This window comes from Fructilactobacillus sp. X7R4C1 (genome assembly GCF_059901115.1).
Map to the genome: position 1 here is coordinate 297,162 of NZ_JBWXVD010000001.1, position 15,245 is coordinate 312,406.

Sequence of the window (15,245 nt, forward strand, 5' to 3'; positions counted from 1 at the left end):
TAGTTCCTCCTAAAATTTACGATTCCAAGCAGGAATTTCGGTGTTTCCATAATACTTCTTGACCAGTTGCTCGGTCTTCTTGGTCTGGAATGATTTTACAACGTCTTTGTAGTTCTTGTTATTCTTCTGGTCCTTGTTAGCAGCAATCAAATTGATCCACTGTTTCGAATCATTGTTGAGTGGTTCGGTAAAGATCGTTTCCTTATCACCTAAGTGAGCGGGAACGGCGTAAGTGTTATTAATAACGGCACCATCGACACTGTTTAGTACTCGTGGGGTTTGTGATGCGTCCACTTCTTTGAAATTCAAGTGCTTTGGATTGCTCTGAATGGCGTTTAATCCTAAAAAGCCCTTCTGGTTTTTCAAAGTGATAAGTCCCGCGTTCTTAAGGAGGTAAAGCGAACGACTCTCATTGGAAGTATCGTTTGGAACGGCAATCGTCCCACCAGCTGGAATGTCCTTAACGTTCTTGTACTTCTTTGAATAAAGTCTGATAGGAGCGATGTAAGTGTTACCAACGGAAACAATGTCAGAATGATTTTGCTTATTCCAGTTATCTAAGAAGGCATAATGTTGAAATGAGTTCAAATCAATCTCGTGTTGAGTCAAAGCCTTGTTCGGTTGCGTGTAATCAGTGAAGTGGGTGAACTTAATGTTAACCCCATACTTCTTCTTGGCAGTCTCAGCGACTGACTTCCAAATCTCATCGTCTGATTTAGAGCCGCTCATTAGACCGACGTTAACGGTCTTTTTACTTTCAGCAGAGTGTCTGGCAAAACTAAACCAACCTAACCCAACGATCACAACCACAATGATAATTCCAATAATCCACTTAGTACTTCTCCTCATGATGTCCACTTCCTAATTTTTATTTGATTGCTTAATTCATTAAATTAAATAAAAAAAGCATCCGCCCTTTAATTAAAAAGGACGAATGCTTTCGTGTTACCACCTTAGTTTACAGTTACCCTTTCAAGTAACTGCCTCAAAGACTGCTCTAGTCGACGTCTGAACTAGAAGAGCCTTGCGATGATATCGGTAGCAACCCCGTCACTGGTTCGAAACTCTTGCCAGTAAATGATTAAAAGTCCATATTCCCCGAATTCATCTCATCCCTTCACACCGACCAGAGACTCTCTTAGAAAATTCAACGGGTACTCAGCTTTTCCATCTCGTTTATTTAATTTGTTGTAAGTATACTAATCCGTCGACCAATATCTGTCAACAAAAATTTTAATTATTTTTTAAAACTAGCTAGTGAACCCATTGGGTCCCAAGGTTCAAGCATCTTAGGTGCCTGTTTTTGTTCCTCAAGTTGCTTGTCAGACATGTACTTCTTGTTGATAACGGTCTGGTAAACAAATTCGTTGAACCAGTCGTCACTCATGACAAAGTAACCTTTTTCACCGACTTTTTCACCCCAGCTGTTTTCAACCTTCCACTTGGTTGGTTGATCATCGACTAGGTCAACGCCGGTAATCACCATGGCGTGGGTCATCATGCTTTCCTTGTAATCAAGTCTTGCACCCTTACTCATCTTAAGGTTGGTACTAAATAAAGCATCCTTGTGGTACAAGTGCGTATCCATGATTCCCTTTTTACGGTCAGAATCTTGGACAACGTCACAGCCGAACCAAACCGCTTCACCGTTCTTTAATTGCTTAATAGCTAAGTCTTTCAATTCATCAATCTTCAGGTTTAAATGCTTAACCTGTCTGCCACCAACCACGTTCCCTAACATTTCAATCGTGTAGGTCTGGTCAAATGGCTTGTCACCAGTTGGCGAGTTAATCAATGAAACGTAGTCTTCCAGGTTGATGTTGACGTATTTATCAAAGAACTCTTTCGGAGTCAGATCCTTGTCAATGTGGTACTTGTTGTCGGTGTCACGGTACTCGAAATCAAAGCGCTTCGTTGGGCGACCCAGCGAATATGCCAAGATGCGGTAAACATCGTTTAGCATCTTACTCTTAGTGGACTCAAGTTTTTCTTCCGTCGCACCATCTTTCACCATCTTACGCAATTCTTCCGCATCCCGACGTAATTTCAGGTTTAAAGTCTGATTCAATTCATCAGAGCGATTACTATTGTAAGTTTCAACCATGGTTGAACTTGGAACAACTCCGTACTTTTCAATGATGGCGCACAACATGTCCCATTGGCCCCCGTCTTGTTGTGGGGTTTCCATTAAGAAGTCGATCTTGCGTGAACCTAATGGTTGATCAGCGGTGTTAATCACGTTTTCTAAGAAGTAGTTTGATTTTTCAAACTTATCCCAGAAGTTAACGTAGTTCTGTGATAATTCAAATTTTGGTGAAACCTTGTAGTTTTCGGCAATCTTAAAACGCATGGTGTTAAGTGCTGAAAACATCCAGCACCTTCCACTTTGCTTCTGATCAGCAACGGGTTGTTCGGGAACTTCGACCGAGAAAACTCGTTTCATTTTTTCATCAGCCTTGTAATCAGCAGCACTGTTGTTAATGCCATTATGAGAGACGGCCCGTTCTAAGACAAGACTGTCGTCTTTGTCTTCATAACTTTTTTCATACCATTCCAGGTCTTGCGGATTAATTGCTTTCTTATCCAAAATGATCACTCCTTAATATTTTTCTTGTCAGTATTGTATCACTTGTCCTCTCGTTTGAGACACTTTTAACTTGACCAATCCTAATCAAATCTCAATTTCAATCGTTAATCAAAAACTTGCATAACTAAACCCCTTCACAAAGGGATTCTCATCCGCTAAAAGTTACATAATCAAAGATGTGTATCATTTTCATTATTTAGCTTCCCTTACTCATGTCACAAGTTTTGTAACGTCAAGTAAAAACGTTGATATAACGTCACTTGCTTTAAAGATTTATTAAGATTCTTAAGAAAAATATAAAAAACGTATTTACTTTTGTGAAACACGCGCGTATATTCGACAAAAAGCAAAACAGCAAACATGGAGGTGTTTCATTTGAACCATAAGAAGATATTTTCAGTAGCATTCATTGGTGCCGCTTTAGCATTGATGCTTACTGGTTGTTCTTCTGGAAGTAGTAAATCGGGGAGTAAGGACATGGCAGTCAACTCCAGCGATATTATTTCTACGATGGACTCAAGTATGGTAACGGATAGTATTGGAGCGCAAAACCTAAACAACACGATGGAAGGTCTTTATCGCTACAATAACCGCAAGATTGAACCTGGCATTGCGACCAAAGTCGTTACCCCAACCAAAGGTGGAACTCAGTATAATTTCGATCTGAGAAACGCCAAATGGTCAAATGGAGACCCCGTCACCGCATACGACTTCGTCTACTCATGGAGAAGAATCGTTGATCCAAAGACGGCTTCTCAATACTCCTACATTTTTGAGGGAGTTAAAAACGCTGACAAGATTACCAACGGGAAGGCTTCACCAAAGACCCTAGGAGTTAAGGCCATTGGTCCCCATAAGTTACAAGTTAACCTGTCGCAACCAATTCCCTACTTCAACGCCCTATTAACCGGAGCATCATACTTGCCACTTAATCAGAAGGTCGTTGAAAAAGCGGGAAGTCAGTATGGATTAAACAGTAAGGACATGGTATTCGATGGACCATTCAAGTTAGATAAATGGCAGGTTGGAAACACCGCCTGGACTGAGAGCAAGAATAACTCGTACTGGAACCAAAAGAACATTAGATTGAACGCCGTTAAATACTACGTTGTTAAAGATCCCAATACCGGACTTAACTTGTACTCTAGTCACGTAATTGACCAGTACAACGGCCTAACCGGTGATTCAGCTAACCAACTGAAAAACGAAAAAGACTTCTCAACAAAACCAACTTCAAGTACTTTCTACATTGAGATGAACGAGCAGAAGGATCCATTCTTTAAGAACACCAAGATTAGACAAGCCATTGGTCATTCCATCAATCGCCAACTCCTCTCTAACCAAGTGTTAGGTAAGACTGCTACACCGGATTCAAGTGTTGTTCCAGCTAAGATGACTTGGAACAAACAAACGGGAGTCGACTTTAAAGACGAGGCTCAAAGTAAACAGGACTCAAGTTATAACGACTACAATCCTAAGTTAGCTAAAAAGCTTTGGACTGAGGGTCTAAAGGAGACCGGGAAGAAAAACATCAACTTAACCTTATTAGGTGACGATACCGATTCATCCCTAAAGCAATCCGAATTCTTGCAAGCTGAACTCCAGAAATTGCCTGGACTAAAAGTGACCCTTTCAAACGTGCCATTTAAGAACCGACTTCAACGTTCTTCTAGTGGGGACTTCGACATGGTTGTCTCAGCTTGGAACGCCGACTTCCCAGATCCAGTAACCTTCTTGAACCTCTTTGAAACCGGTGGCGCTATGAACGATGGTCACTGGTCCAATAAAGAGTTTGACCAACAAATCAAACAAGCATCTGATAAAAACGCCGGCAACTATCAAGCCCGTTGGCAGAACCTCCTGAACGCTCAGACCATCTTGACTAAGCAAGAAGGAGTCGTTCCGCTTTATCAACAAAACACCGCAGCTCTTACCAGAAGCGACGTTCACAACTACAACCTGTCACCAAACGGGAATTTCAATCTCGCGGCTACCTACAAGAAATAAAGAGAGGTAAATTAAAATGACTAAATACATCATCCGTCGAATTTTCTACCTAGTCCTCACTTTATTCATTGTTGCTTCGGTTACCTTCTTCCTGATGAAATTTTTACCCGGTACGCCTTACTCAAACCAGGCAAAACTCCAGCCAAGTCAAATCGCAATAATGAACCAAAAGTACGGATTAAACAAATCACTATGGGATCAGTACTTAATCTACATGGGAAATTTACTCCACGGAAATCTAGGTACTTCATTTCAATTTAACAACCAACCAGTTACTCAATTGATTGCCCATGACATTGGTCCTTCAATGCAGATTGGTACCCAAGCCATGGTCGTTGGTTCGGTTCTTGGGATCATCCTTGGTGCCGTTGCCGCCATCAAGAAAAATACCTGGGTTGATTCAAGTGCCACCTTCATCTCAATCCTTGGAATCTCAATCCCAAGTTTCGTTTTAGCCGTTCTGCTTCAGTACTACTTTGGCTACAAACTACAATGGTTCCCAGTTGCCCTCTGGCAGAACTTCAGTTCTAGTATCCTACCGACGTTAGCGCTTGCGGCCTTTCCACTTGCAAACGTCGCCCGGTTCATGAGAACTGAAATGGTTGATGTCTTAGACAGTGACTACATTGAACTGGCAAAAGCCAAGGGTGATTCGGAAAGAAAGACGATTACGCATCATGCGCTAAGAAACTCACTGATTCCCGTTATAACCATCGTTGGTCCCATGGCCGTTTCAATCATGACGGGTTCACTAGTTGTTGAAAACATCTTCTCAATTCCTGGAATTGGTAATCAATTCGTTCAGTCCATTCTGACGAACGATTACCCCACCATCATGGGACTCACAATCTTCTACTCATTCTTATTAGTTGTCATTATCTTAGTTGTCGATATTCTTTACGGAATCATCGATCCACGAATCAGACTAGGAAACGGAGGTAAAGAATAATGGCCGAAAACTTACCACCACTTGAAGATCAGTTCCAGTTCGCAAGTGACGACCTTTCAAACTTGGACACTGAATCGGAATCAATTAACACCCCATCTTTAACGTACTTTCAAGACGTTAAACGAAGACTAGTTCGAAATAAAGTTGCCATGACTTCTTTAATTCTCTTAGTCATTATCGCCCTAGTCGCAATCTTCGCCCCGATTCTTTCACCACACGATCCAAACGCTCAAAACGTTTTGTACGCCAACCTCCCACCAAAGTGGGGTTCACTTAACATCCCCGGTTTAAACGGTATTCACGAAGCCGGTGGCCACATGGTCAACGCATATCAAGCAGAACACGTTCCAAAGGGAACCTACTACATCATGGGGACCGACTACTTAGGACGTGACCTCTTCTCAAGAATTCTCTACGGGACTCGGTTATCACTGTTTATCGCGGTTGTTGCGACAGCAGTTGACCTCTTAGTCGGTGTTCCTTACGGTTTAATCTCTGGTTGGGTCGGTGGTGCCGTTGACACCTTCATGCAGAGAATCGTTGAAATCCTCTCATCAATTCCTAACCTAATCGTCGTAGTCTTATTACTACTTATCCTAAAACCCGGAATCACTTCAATCATCATCGCCATTGCCTTTACCGGATGGATCACCATGTCACGTTTAGTTCGTGCTCAGACCTTTAAACTAAAGGAATCAGAATACGTCCTAGCCGCCAGAACCCTTGGTGAATCACCATTCAAGATTGCGATGAAACACCTGATTCCAAACCTCAGTTCCACTATCATTATTCAAACCATGTTCACCATTCCATCGGCCATCTTCTTTGAAGCTTTCCTAAGTTTCATTGGAATTGGGATCCCAGCACCAAACGCATCCCTTGGTACACTTCTAAACGATGGTCAGAAGGCCTTTCATTTCTTACCATATCAAATGTGGGTTCCAGCAATCGTACTGTCAGTCATTATGATTACGACCAACCTGCTTGGAGATGGATTAAGAGATGCGTTCGATCCAAAATCTAAGTAAAGGAGACAGATAAGATGGCTCAAAAAGTTTTAGACGTTAAAAACCTGTCAATTGATTTTGCTACCCTAAACGGAACTGTGAAGGCCATTCGTGACGTTAGCTTTCACCTTGACAAAGGAGAAACGCTCGCCCTTGTTGGTGAATCTGGTTCAGGGAAATCAATCACCGTAAGAACGATCATGCGTCTTCTAGCTGATAACGAAACCATCACCAACGGTACAATTGATTTTGAAGGCAAAGATGTTTTAAAAGAATCCAAAAAACAAATGGATAAGATCCGAGGCGGCAAGATTGCCATGATCTCTCAGGATCCCATGACCTCACTGGACCCCACCATGAACATCGGTAATCAAGTGGCTGAACCACTACGAGTTCACGAGGGAATGTCCAAAGGAAAAGCCTTAAAGCGGGCGGCCAAAGTACTTGAAGAAGTCGGAATTCCCAACGCAAGAGAACGGATGCGCGACTATCCCCACCAATTTTCTGGTGGTCAAAGACAAAGAATCGTGATTGCGATGGCTATTATTGACCATCCTGATGTTCTAATCGCCGACGAACCGACTACCGCATTGGACGTTACGGTTCAAGCTCAAATCATTAAGCTACTAAGAGAGTTAAAGGACAGAATTGGAACGTCGATTATCTTCATCACCCATGACTTAGGAGTGGTTGCCAACATCGCCGATCGAGTAGCCGTTATGTACGCCGGTAAGATTGTCGAGTATGGAACCGTTGACGACATTTTCTACAATCCACAACATCCCTACACGTGGGGACTCCTTGATTCCATGCCGACCCTCTCAATGAAGAGTGACCGCTTAAACACGATTCCAGGTACCCCACCAAACTTGATTAACCCACCAAAGGGTGACGCTTTCTATGCCCGTAACAAGTACGCTTTAAAGATTGACCACGAAAAACAACCACCCTTCTTCAAGGTCAGTGACAGCCACTACGCCGCCACCTGGTTGTTAGATAAGCGAGCTCCAAAGGTTACCCCACCGGAATCAATTCAAAGGCGCCAGGCTGAATTTAAGAAACGAGGTGAAAACGACCATGACTAAAAAAGATCCCATTGTTTCAGTTAAACATTTAAAACAATACTTTAACGTCGGAAAGCCCGATGAAGTTAAGGCCGTTGACGACATCTCATTCAACATTTATCCTGGTGAAACGCTGGGACTGGTTGGTGAATCTGGTTCTGGTAAAAGTACGACCGGAAGAGACATCATTCGTTTATACGACCCAACTGATGGTGAAATTGACTTTGAGGGGCAAAACATCTCGAAGTTAAAACGAAAACAGATGAAGAACCTGCGTAGTCAGATGCAGATGATCTTTCAGGATCCGTATGCCTCACTTAATCCACGAATGAAAGTGGAGGACATCATCGCCGAAGGTCTTGATATCAATCACCTGGTTAAAAATTCTGATGAACGAGATAACCGGGTGCGAGAACTCCTTCACCTCGTTAACCTAAACGAAGAACATGCCAGTCGTTACCCATACGAGTTCTCCGGTGGTCAACGACAACGAATTGGAATTGCTAGAGCCCTAGCAGTTAAGCCTAAATTCATCATCGCTGATGAACCAATTTCCGCCCTTGACGTTTCCGTTCAGGCTCAGGTCGTAAACCTAATGCAGGACATTCAAGAAAAAGAGGGTCTAACGTACCTATTCATCGCTCATGACCTTTCAATGGTGAAGTACATTAGTGACCGAATCGCCGTCATGTACGCTGGTAAAATCGTGGAAATGGCCGATACCGATGAGTTATACAACCATCCCCTTCACAAGTACACCCAAAGCTTGTTGTCAGCGGTGCCAGTTCCTGACCCACACTCAGAGAAACAGCACAAGATTATCAAGTTCGACCATAGTCAACCATTTAAAGAAGACCAATACCTTCAGGAAGTCCGTCCTGGTCACTGGCTCTACTGTAGTGATGAGGAAGCCCAACAATACAAATAGCCGTTTCAAAAACGTTCGATTGAAAATAAATTCAGTCGAACGTTTTTTATTTCTCTTAATTCAGCCTTCAATTGCGGGAGTAACAAGGGAATGGTATTATTAATGTGAATAATGAATTCAATCACAAGATGGAGGCTTATTTCAATGAATAACACTAACGAAAAATTCTGCGTTAAATGCGGTAAAAAGATTCCCAAAGAAACGAAGTTCTGTCAATATTGTGGTGCCAAACAGCCAGAAATCAATTCGATCCCGCATAATGAGTCACAACCAAGTCCAGCAAGTATGCAACCCCAGACTACTAACAATCAGGGCAATCCCGAAACCATCAGTACCCTTCTACTGGTGTTCGGTTGGATTTCCGCCGTTTTATCGACCCTCTTTATCCCCATCGTGTTTGGAATTATCGGAATTGTCCTTGGCGCAATCGAACTCAAATACCACCAAAATGCTGGAATTATTTTGATAATTGCGTCAGTCATTTTGATGATCATTGGAATTATTTTCGGGATGGTCATGGGTTCACAAGTATTTTGAAAGTAGGATGAAATCTAATGAATAATACAAAGTTTTGTGTCAACTGTGGTAAAAAGATTCAAAAAGACGCGAGCTTTTGTCCGTATTGTGGAGTTGAGCAGCCCCAGACTACCCAGCAACAAACCAAAACCAGTCCGACTGAAAATCATCCCCAAAACAATAAAAGTAACTTGAAGAAACTGCTAGGTGGGATTGGGACGATCGTGCTCGCCGTTATTTTCGGGTTGAACTTCTACTTTAAGGCGCGCCATGTTTTCCCTAATCAGGATACCAATGCTAGTAGCGTGATTAAGTCGATTAATAATACTGAACTACCTGAAGGTGGCATTGGATCATCCACGCTTAACGATTCTTTTGAGGGTAACCAAGCAACCTTAATGTACAATAAACAAGATAAATCATATAAGTTCTACATAAAAAATAATAATGAAAACAAAAACTTTGGCAGTTTCTATTTAATCAAGGTTAAACGTCCTAATCATCAATCCACCTATGTATACAAAGTTTTAAGTGATGATGAATCAAACACCGATCCTAAGAAAATGCCACTACAAGTTGCTGACACCTTAACCAATGTTTTTCATCAAACCAACTATCACATCGATTCAAGTTGGGGAAGCACCATTAAGCCAGATAAGCAATTTACGTTAGGATCTAGAAACTAATCTAAAATGGAGAATACACGATGAACAATAGCGAGAAATACTGTATAAATTGTGGCAAAAAAATTCCAAAAGAAAACAGATTCTGTCCGTATTGTGGTGCAAGACAGCCGAATCCCAACGATAAAGTAACTTCTAATCACAAAAGTCAATCTGAAAATAACAAGTCCAAAAAGAAGCACTCAACCGCCGGAATCATTATTGCCAGTATCGTAGTCGTCATTCTTTTACTAGCAGGAATCTCGTTTGGCGGATATAAGTATTATGAGTCGCAAGGATCGACATCTCCTAATGAAATCATGAAGTGGTCATACACCAACACCAATAGTAAATATAACGTTTTGTCGATGATTGCAATGGTTGGCGATGATTATGAAGATTATGAAAAAAGCTTTTATTCAAAAAAAGATGTAGAAGATGTCGTCGCAGACAAAGTAATGCTTCAAAAAAATATGGTTCTTATGAAAAACAAAAAAACTAATCATTATTTATTCAATTACGAAGGCCATAAAGTCTATCTGTTAAGAATGTATGATAAACTCTCTGATAAATACATTGAAACGGTATTTGCTCCCAAACAACTATTTTCCAATCACAAAACGTTTTCAAAATTATTACTTTATCCACGACAAATGGACAAGGTAGATAAAAACGCAAAAATTGGTGTCATCTATACCCCGGATTATTATATGAAACATTTTAAAAAGTAATACGAAAAGGCACATTTCAATTATGAAATGTGCCTTTTCGTACGGTAAAAATTATTTTATTTTTTTCAAATAACTAACATCCGGTCCACCAAAGCGATTGCCTTCGTCCACAGAGCTAAACAGCATGAAGATGAAGACAATGATGCTTCCAACAAATGGAATCAGTTGTAACCACCAGAAACCAGCTGAATAATTGATGTCATGAAATCTACGACACATGGAAGTGATGTTACCGATGTATAAAAAGATATACAAAATGATAAATACTATGGCAAATAATCCTGCAATCATATTCCCAGCGGAAGTATTTGTAGAACTAAAAATCGCAATAAGTCCCCAAGTAACAAAGACAATTAAAGCAACATCCAAGCTTGACCACCAATATGATGCCCTGCTCATTCTTCCAGAAATATGAAACATGTTTCCAAAGTAATCTTTAAACGAGGTAATCATGTTAGGTGATGAATATTCAGCTCGAATATCCGCTCCATTGTTGGATTCTGGCCGATAAGTCTGCTGCTCATTATTAGTTTCTTGATAACCATAATTAGCCTGTTGATTATCAGTCCTTTGACTACTTTGTGCATCAGTCATCTCTGGTTGAGCTTGACCACAATAAGGACAGAATTTCACATCCGCCTTTAACAACTTACCACAATTGGGACAGTGCTTGGTGTCATCCATCATAAAACCTCCATAGTATGTATTTAAATCGATGTTAATGTAACATCTACTTTTATTTTACACTATTTGCCATGTCAAAATAGGCGAAAATGAACATTTTTGAACTATCTCCGTCAATTTGAGTCTGAATTGCCAGATTAAAGGCACCATCACAATTATTTTCTTTCACAATATCTCTAATTTTATTAAAAGCTTCCTGTTGAAATTCACGCAAAATCTGGTCATCATCTGGAATATAGTGGCCGCTTAACGCCACTGATCCGTTTTGACTGAATTCATATCCATCAGGAATTACACCAGCTGAAACAGGAATCACAATTTCAGGTTGACCCTCGTCTTGTTTTTCATTTGGGTCAACCTCAACCGTAGTTGTTTCCTCTTCCTGATTCATTTCTTCCAATTCATCAATAGTAGGTTGTTTGTACCCACATTTCGTACAGAACTTCACGTCAACTGGAATTTCAGCTCCACAGTTAGGACAAAATCTTGTTTTTAAAGCCATTTTTCTTTCTCCTTTTTGTATGTATTAAAAGAACTCCAGATAGGACCAGAATTCAAATTAATTTTATCACATAAAAATCTTAATTAGCCACACAAAATGAGAAGCCATCTCACGGCTTCTCATTTATTAATCATTCTTCATTTTGCAATCGAGAATGGTGAATCCCGTAAACAAAGTAGATCACAATTCCCAGTGCTAACCAACCAATTACCGCAATCTTGGTCACGTTCGGTAACATGATGATGAAGTAGATACTCATCAGTCCGGCTAGGATTGGCAAGTACGGGTAAAGGGGCATCTTGTAACCAGTATTCTTGATGTCCTTTCTTCGTCTCAATGGAATAATTCCAAATGAGATAAAGGCAAACGCAACCAAAGTTCCAGCGTTAATCAATGAAACTAGTTGGGTCAAAGGAACGACCCCGGCAAAGATGGCCTGAATGATGACGGCTAACCAAACCGCGTAGGTCGGAATCCCGGTCTTGTGGTTAATCTTCCCCATTTTCTTAGAAATCAGCCCGTCACGTCCAAGGGAGTAAACCAGTCGGGAACTCCCGATGACCATGGTGACCATGGCAGTGAAAATCCCAAACAGTGCTCCAATCGTGATGGCCTTGTTCATAAAGTTCAGGTGCACCATGGAGAATGCCAAAGCGGCCGGATCGTCAACGTTTAGTAGTGAGTAATGAACCATTCCGGTCAGGACCAAAGAGAACCCGACGTATAGGACGGCCGCAATCAGAACGGTTCCAAGGATTCCCTTGGCCATATTCTTATTAGGATTAACGGTTTCAGCCGAATTTGATGCCAACGCGTCAAAGCCCATGAAGGCAAAAAAGACGGTGGCAGCGGCGGTTGAGATTCCCCCTAAACCAAACGGAGGGGTGTGAAATTGTTTCGGGTAAAACGGAACGTAGTTGCTTGACTTGATGTAAAAAACACCCACAACGATAAACAAAACAATGATGCCAATCTTGACCAGCACGGCAACATTTTCAATCTTCTTGGAAAAATTAGTTCCCATTAAAGCGAGTAATCCAACTAACAGGGTAATGACAACGGCACTGATGTTGACGATACCACCCTCCATCGGTCCACTTTGGATAAACTTCGGAATGTTAATCCCAATGGCGGCTAAAATATTGTTATTAAAGTACGAAGCAAATCCAGTGGCCTCAGCGGAAACCGCCAAGAAGTACTCTAAGATCAGTCCCCAGCCAAGAATCCACCCGATGATCTCGCCGTAAACGACACTTCCAAAGGAGTATGCTGAACCAGCAACGGGCATCGCCGACGAAAACTCGGCATACGCCATACCCACGACCCCAGCTAAGATGGCAGCAAGCAAGAATGCCAGTGCAACCGCTGGTCCTGCGTGTAAAGCTGCTTCGTGTCCTGGAAGAATAAAGATCCCAGTTCCGACAACGGCTCCGACGCCAAGACCGATTAGATCTTTAGCGGTCAGCGTTCGCTTTAAGCCGGCATCGGCTTTGACGAAACTAGCAACCGATTCTTTCTTGAACATATTATGCATATGCATCACTCCTTTTCATTTGTATTGCATTGAATTGTACCGTGAAAAAAAGATGATGACAATTACTTTTTAAAGATTTTCTTAAATAAAAAAGAACTGAGACCATTGCATCCCAGTTCTTAATTAATTCTTTTACTTTTTAACCGCCCACTGTGGTTGTTCACCCTTTAGGACTTTTACAATTTCACTGGCAGCGTCATGCGCCATCCGGTTCATGCATTCCACCGTGTTAGAGGCAATGTGCGGTGTTAACAAGACGTTATCCAGCTTGTAGAGTGGACTGTCCATTGGTAGCGGTTCAGAATCAAACACATCCAGGGCAGCGGCCTTAATTTCGTGACTCTTTAAAGCGTCGATTAGATCATCTGTATTAACGAGTGCTCCACGAGCCAAATTAATGAGAACCGCCGAGTTGTCCATCATCTCAAATTCACGTTTACCAACGCTTTGTTTAGTAGAGGGTAGCACTGGCATGTGTAAAGTGACGATATCTGAATCAGTAAAGATGGCATCGCGATTAACCGCTTTACCGTATTCAGAGTCTTCAGCATGTGGTGAATTGTAGATGACATTCATCCCCAGTCCACTCACCTTCTTAGCGACCATCTTGCCGATTCGGCCATAACCGAGAATTCCGAGGACCTTGCCTTCTAAATCAAAACCCATATGATCTTTCTTGTAGTTCCAGTTCCCCTTACGCATCTCGTGCGAATCATTGGTAACGTTCTTTGATACGTCAAAGATTTCGGCTAACGTCGTCTCCGCAACCGTTGAGGCATTGGCGAGCGGCGTAATTGTTACATATATGCCATGTTGTAACATAAAGGGAACATCGATGTTGTCATAACCCACACCATTTCTAGCGATGATCTTTAAGTTCGGCATTTTTTCAATCGTCTCATTTGGAAATGGCGTCGTGCCAATCAGGATGCCATAAGCATCGGCGGCCATGTCAAGCAACGTTGAAATCTTCTTGTCAGGTAATTCCACAACATCAAAGCCACTGTCTTTCAGTAGCTGTTTTCCATCTGGAGCCAAACTTGCTTGTACTGCAACTTTTTTAGCCATCATAATCTCTCTCATCTACTTACGATTCACTAACGTGTTCTTTTTTATAAAATTCATTTAATTCACTTGGAGTAGGATAGCCGTCGTTATCACCGGGCGTCTGAACCTGAAGCGCCCCAACGGCATTTCCTCGCATGACCGCACTCTTTAGATTTTTGCCCTCTAATAGTGCAGTAATTACCCCGAGCGCAAACCCATCACCGGCACCAACCGTGTCGACGACGTGATCGACCTTAAAACCAGCTACCGTATACGAATCACCGTTTTTGGTTTTCACGTAGGCTCCATTTGGGCCCAACTTAATGAGCACCGCGTTCGTGCGTTCGCCATTTTGGAGGTAAAAGTCAGCGATTTTTTCTGGGTCATCACTTCCCATGAGGACCTTGCCCTCGTTTACACCTGGCATCACAATGTCAGCGTTTTTAGCCAATTCGTTAATCGTCTTAATCATTCGATCATGATCACCCCACAGTCCGGGACGCAGGTTTGGATCAAACGTTATCTTGATTTCATTATTAATCAATCGGTCCATTAATGCACGATATGAGCCTTCCGCTTCAGCTGACAAAGCCGGGAAGATCCCCGTTAGATGAGCCATTTTGACGTCGTCAAGATTAATCTCGTCAATGACTCCCCGTTTTAAATGCGAAGCAGCCGATCCCGTGCGATAGTTGAACGTCTGGGGATCACCATGCGTTACCATCTGTTTTAATTGATGACCCGTCCAGTGATTGGGATCGTCTTTAACATAGTCAATGCCAACGCCGTGGTCGATAATCACGTCTTTGGCGTATTTACCCAGCGGATCGGTTCCTACCTGAGACACATACTCAGCGGAATGTCCCAGTCGTTTAGCACCAATGGCCACGTTTAGCTCCGCCCCTCCGAGGATTTTTAGATAGTGGGTTGAATCAGCTAAAGTAGCGTCAGGATCGGTTGAGGCGAACGTCACCACCGGTTCACCAATTGTCAGAAATTCACTCATAATTTTCACCTTTCTTTAATC

At 42.0% G+C, this 15,245-nt stretch carries 15 protein-coding genes and 1 other annotated feature; of the genes, 8 read left to right on the forward strand and 7 right to left on the reverse strand.

All coding sequences use genetic code 11. The annotated features are described in order from the left end of the window. Positions 1-9: 9 nt before the first annotated feature. Together AC6UC9_RS01605 and AC6UC9_RS01610 are read right to left on the reverse strand one after the other, a co-directional pair. Positions 10-849 (reverse strand): MetQ/NlpA family ABC transporter substrate-binding protein, encoded by an 840-nt coding sequence (locus AC6UC9_RS01605; protein ID WP_500700934.1) that lies wholly within the window; start codon positions 847-849, stop codon positions 10-12. Positions 850-923: 74 nt separating this feature from the next. After that, positions 924-1,180: a binding site (T-box leader), on the reverse strand. A gap of 57 nt (positions 1,181-1,237) precedes the next feature. Beyond that, positions 1,238-2,587, reverse strand: a complete 1,350-nt coding sequence (locus AC6UC9_RS01610; protein ID WP_500700935.1) for a C1 family peptidase — start codon at positions 2,585-2,587, stop codon at positions 1,238-1,240. A 366-nt stretch (positions 2,588-2,953) separates the two neighbouring features. Here AC6UC9_RS01610 and AC6UC9_RS01615 point away from each other — a divergent pair, with 366 nt between their 5' ends. The 8 genes from AC6UC9_RS01615 (at position 2,954) to AC6UC9_RS01650 (ending at position 10,451) form a co-directional block, all read left to right on the forward strand. After that, positions 2,954-4,594: a peptide ABC transporter substrate-binding protein gene (locus AC6UC9_RS01615; protein ID WP_500700997.1), complete on the forward strand. Its 1,641-nt coding sequence runs from the start codon at positions 2,954-2,956 to the stop codon at positions 4,592-4,594. Positions 4,595-4,610: 16 nt separating this feature from the next. Then, positions 4,611-5,543, forward strand: a complete 933-nt coding sequence (gene opp3b / locus AC6UC9_RS01620; protein WP_500693318.1) for an oligopeptide ABC transporter permease — start codon at positions 4,611-4,613, stop codon at positions 5,541-5,543. Then, a complete protein-coding gene (locus AC6UC9_RS01625; RefSeq protein WP_500693317.1) occupies positions 5,543-6,571 on the forward strand; it encodes an ABC transporter permease in 1,029 nt (342 codons plus the stop codon). The genes opp3b and AC6UC9_RS01625 overlap by 1 nt, the downstream gene beginning before the upstream one ends. Positions 6,572-6,585: 14 nt before the next feature. Then, positions 6,586-7,635 (forward strand): ABC transporter ATP-binding protein, encoded by a 1,050-nt coding sequence (locus AC6UC9_RS01630; RefSeq protein ID WP_500700936.1) that lies wholly within the window; start codon positions 6,586-6,588, stop codon positions 7,633-7,635. Continuing rightward, a complete protein-coding gene (locus AC6UC9_RS01635; protein ID WP_500695434.1) occupies positions 7,628-8,542 on the forward strand; it encodes an ABC transporter ATP-binding protein in 915 nt (304 codons plus the stop codon). Before AC6UC9_RS01630 ends, AC6UC9_RS01635 begins: the two co-directional genes overlap by 8 nt. 144 nt (positions 8,543-8,686) lie before the next feature. Next, on the forward strand, positions 8,687-9,079 hold the full coding sequence (locus AC6UC9_RS01640; protein WP_500700937.1) for a zinc-ribbon domain-containing protein: 393 nt from the start codon (positions 8,687-8,689) through the stop codon (positions 9,077-9,079). A gap of 17 nt (positions 9,080-9,096) precedes the next feature. After that, positions 9,097-9,744, forward strand: coding sequence for a zinc ribbon domain-containing protein (locus tag AC6UC9_RS01645; protein ID WP_500700938.1), 648 nt, complete (start codon positions 9,097-9,099; stop codon positions 9,742-9,744). Positions 9,745-9,764: 20 nt separating this feature from the next. Then, a complete protein-coding gene (locus tag AC6UC9_RS01650; RefSeq protein WP_500700939.1) occupies positions 9,765-10,451 on the forward strand; it encodes a zinc ribbon domain-containing protein in 687 nt (228 codons plus the stop codon). A gap of 51 nt (positions 10,452-10,502) precedes the next feature. On the opposite strand, the gene AC6UC9_RS01655 is transcribed toward AC6UC9_RS01650, so the two are convergent. The 5 genes from AC6UC9_RS01655 to AC6UC9_RS01675 form a co-directional block, all read right to left on the reverse strand. Beyond that, entirely contained in the window at positions 10,503-11,138 is a 636-nt protein-coding gene (locus AC6UC9_RS01655) for a DUF805 domain-containing protein (protein WP_500700940.1), read from the reverse strand. A 49-nt stretch (positions 11,139-11,187) separates the two neighbouring features. Further along, positions 11,188-11,637 carry a zinc-ribbon domain-containing protein gene (locus tag AC6UC9_RS01660; RefSeq protein ID WP_500700941.1) on the reverse strand — a complete coding sequence of 150 codons (450 nt, stop codon included), beginning with the start codon at positions 11,635-11,637 and terminating at the stop codon, positions 11,188-11,190. 130 nt (positions 11,638-11,767) lie between these two features. Further along, the gene (locus AC6UC9_RS01665; RefSeq protein WP_500700942.1) at positions 11,768-13,171 is read right to left on the reverse strand and encodes an APC family permease; all 1,404 of its coding nucleotides are present in this window, start codon (positions 13,169-13,171) and stop codon (positions 11,768-11,770) included. Positions 13,172-13,303: 132 nt separating this feature from the next. After that, positions 13,304-14,239: a phosphoglycerate dehydrogenase gene (locus AC6UC9_RS01670; RefSeq protein ID WP_500700998.1), complete on the reverse strand. Its 936-nt coding sequence runs from the start codon at positions 14,237-14,239 to the stop codon at positions 13,304-13,306. A 19-nt stretch (positions 14,240-14,258) separates the two neighbouring features. Further along, on the reverse strand, positions 14,259-15,224 hold the full coding sequence (locus tag AC6UC9_RS01675) for a sugar kinase (protein WP_500700943.1): 966 nt from the start codon (positions 15,222-15,224) through the stop codon (positions 14,259-14,261). Between the last annotated feature and the right edge of the window lie 21 nt (positions 15,225-15,245).

Excerpts from the sequence above, each read along its gene's own strand:
- AC6UC9_RS01605 (WP_500700934.1), bottom strand. The coding sequence starts at position 849 with ATGAGGAGAAGTACTAAGTGGATTATTGGAATTATCATTGTGGTTGTG.
- opp3b (WP_500693318.1), top strand. The coding sequence starts at position 4,611 with ATGACTAAATACATCATCCGTCGAATTTTCTACCTAGTCCTCACTTTA.
- AC6UC9_RS01625 (WP_500693317.1), top strand. The coding sequence starts at position 5,543 with ATGGCCGAAAACTTACCACCACTTGAAGATCAGTTCCAGTTCGCAAGT.
- AC6UC9_RS01630 (WP_500700936.1), top strand. The coding sequence starts at position 6,586 with ATGGCTCAAAAAGTTTTAGACGTTAAAAACCTGTCAATTGATTTTGCT.
- AC6UC9_RS01635 (WP_500695434.1), top strand. The coding sequence starts at position 7,628 with ATGACTAAAAAAGATCCCATTGTTTCAGTTAAACATTTAAAACAATAC.
- AC6UC9_RS01640 (WP_500700937.1), top strand. The coding sequence starts at position 8,687 with ATGAATAACACTAACGAAAAATTCTGCGTTAAATGCGGTAAAAAGATT.
- AC6UC9_RS01645 (WP_500700938.1), top strand. The coding sequence starts at position 9,097 with ATGAATAATACAAAGTTTTGTGTCAACTGTGGTAAAAAGATTCAAAAA.
- AC6UC9_RS01650 (WP_500700939.1), top strand. The coding sequence starts at position 9,765 with ATGAACAATAGCGAGAAATACTGTATAAATTGTGGCAAAAAAATTCCA.
- AC6UC9_RS01655 (WP_500700940.1), bottom strand. The coding sequence starts at position 11,138 with ATGATGGATGACACCAAGCACTGTCCCAATTGTGGTAAGTTGTTAAAG.
- AC6UC9_RS01660 (WP_500700941.1), bottom strand. The coding sequence starts at position 11,637 with ATGGCTTTAAAAACAAGATTTTGTCCTAACTGTGGAGCTGAAATTCCA.
- AC6UC9_RS01665 (WP_500700942.1), bottom strand. The coding sequence starts at position 13,171 with ATGCATAATATGTTCAAGAAAGAATCGGTTGCTAGTTTCGTCAAAGCC.
- AC6UC9_RS01670 (WP_500700998.1), bottom strand. The coding sequence starts at position 14,239 with ATGGCTAAAAAAGTTGCAGTACAAGCAAGTTTGGCTCCAGATGGAAAA.
- AC6UC9_RS01675 (WP_500700943.1), bottom strand. The coding sequence starts at position 15,224 with ATGAGTGAATTTCTGACAATTGGTGAACCGGTGGTGACGTTCGCCTCA.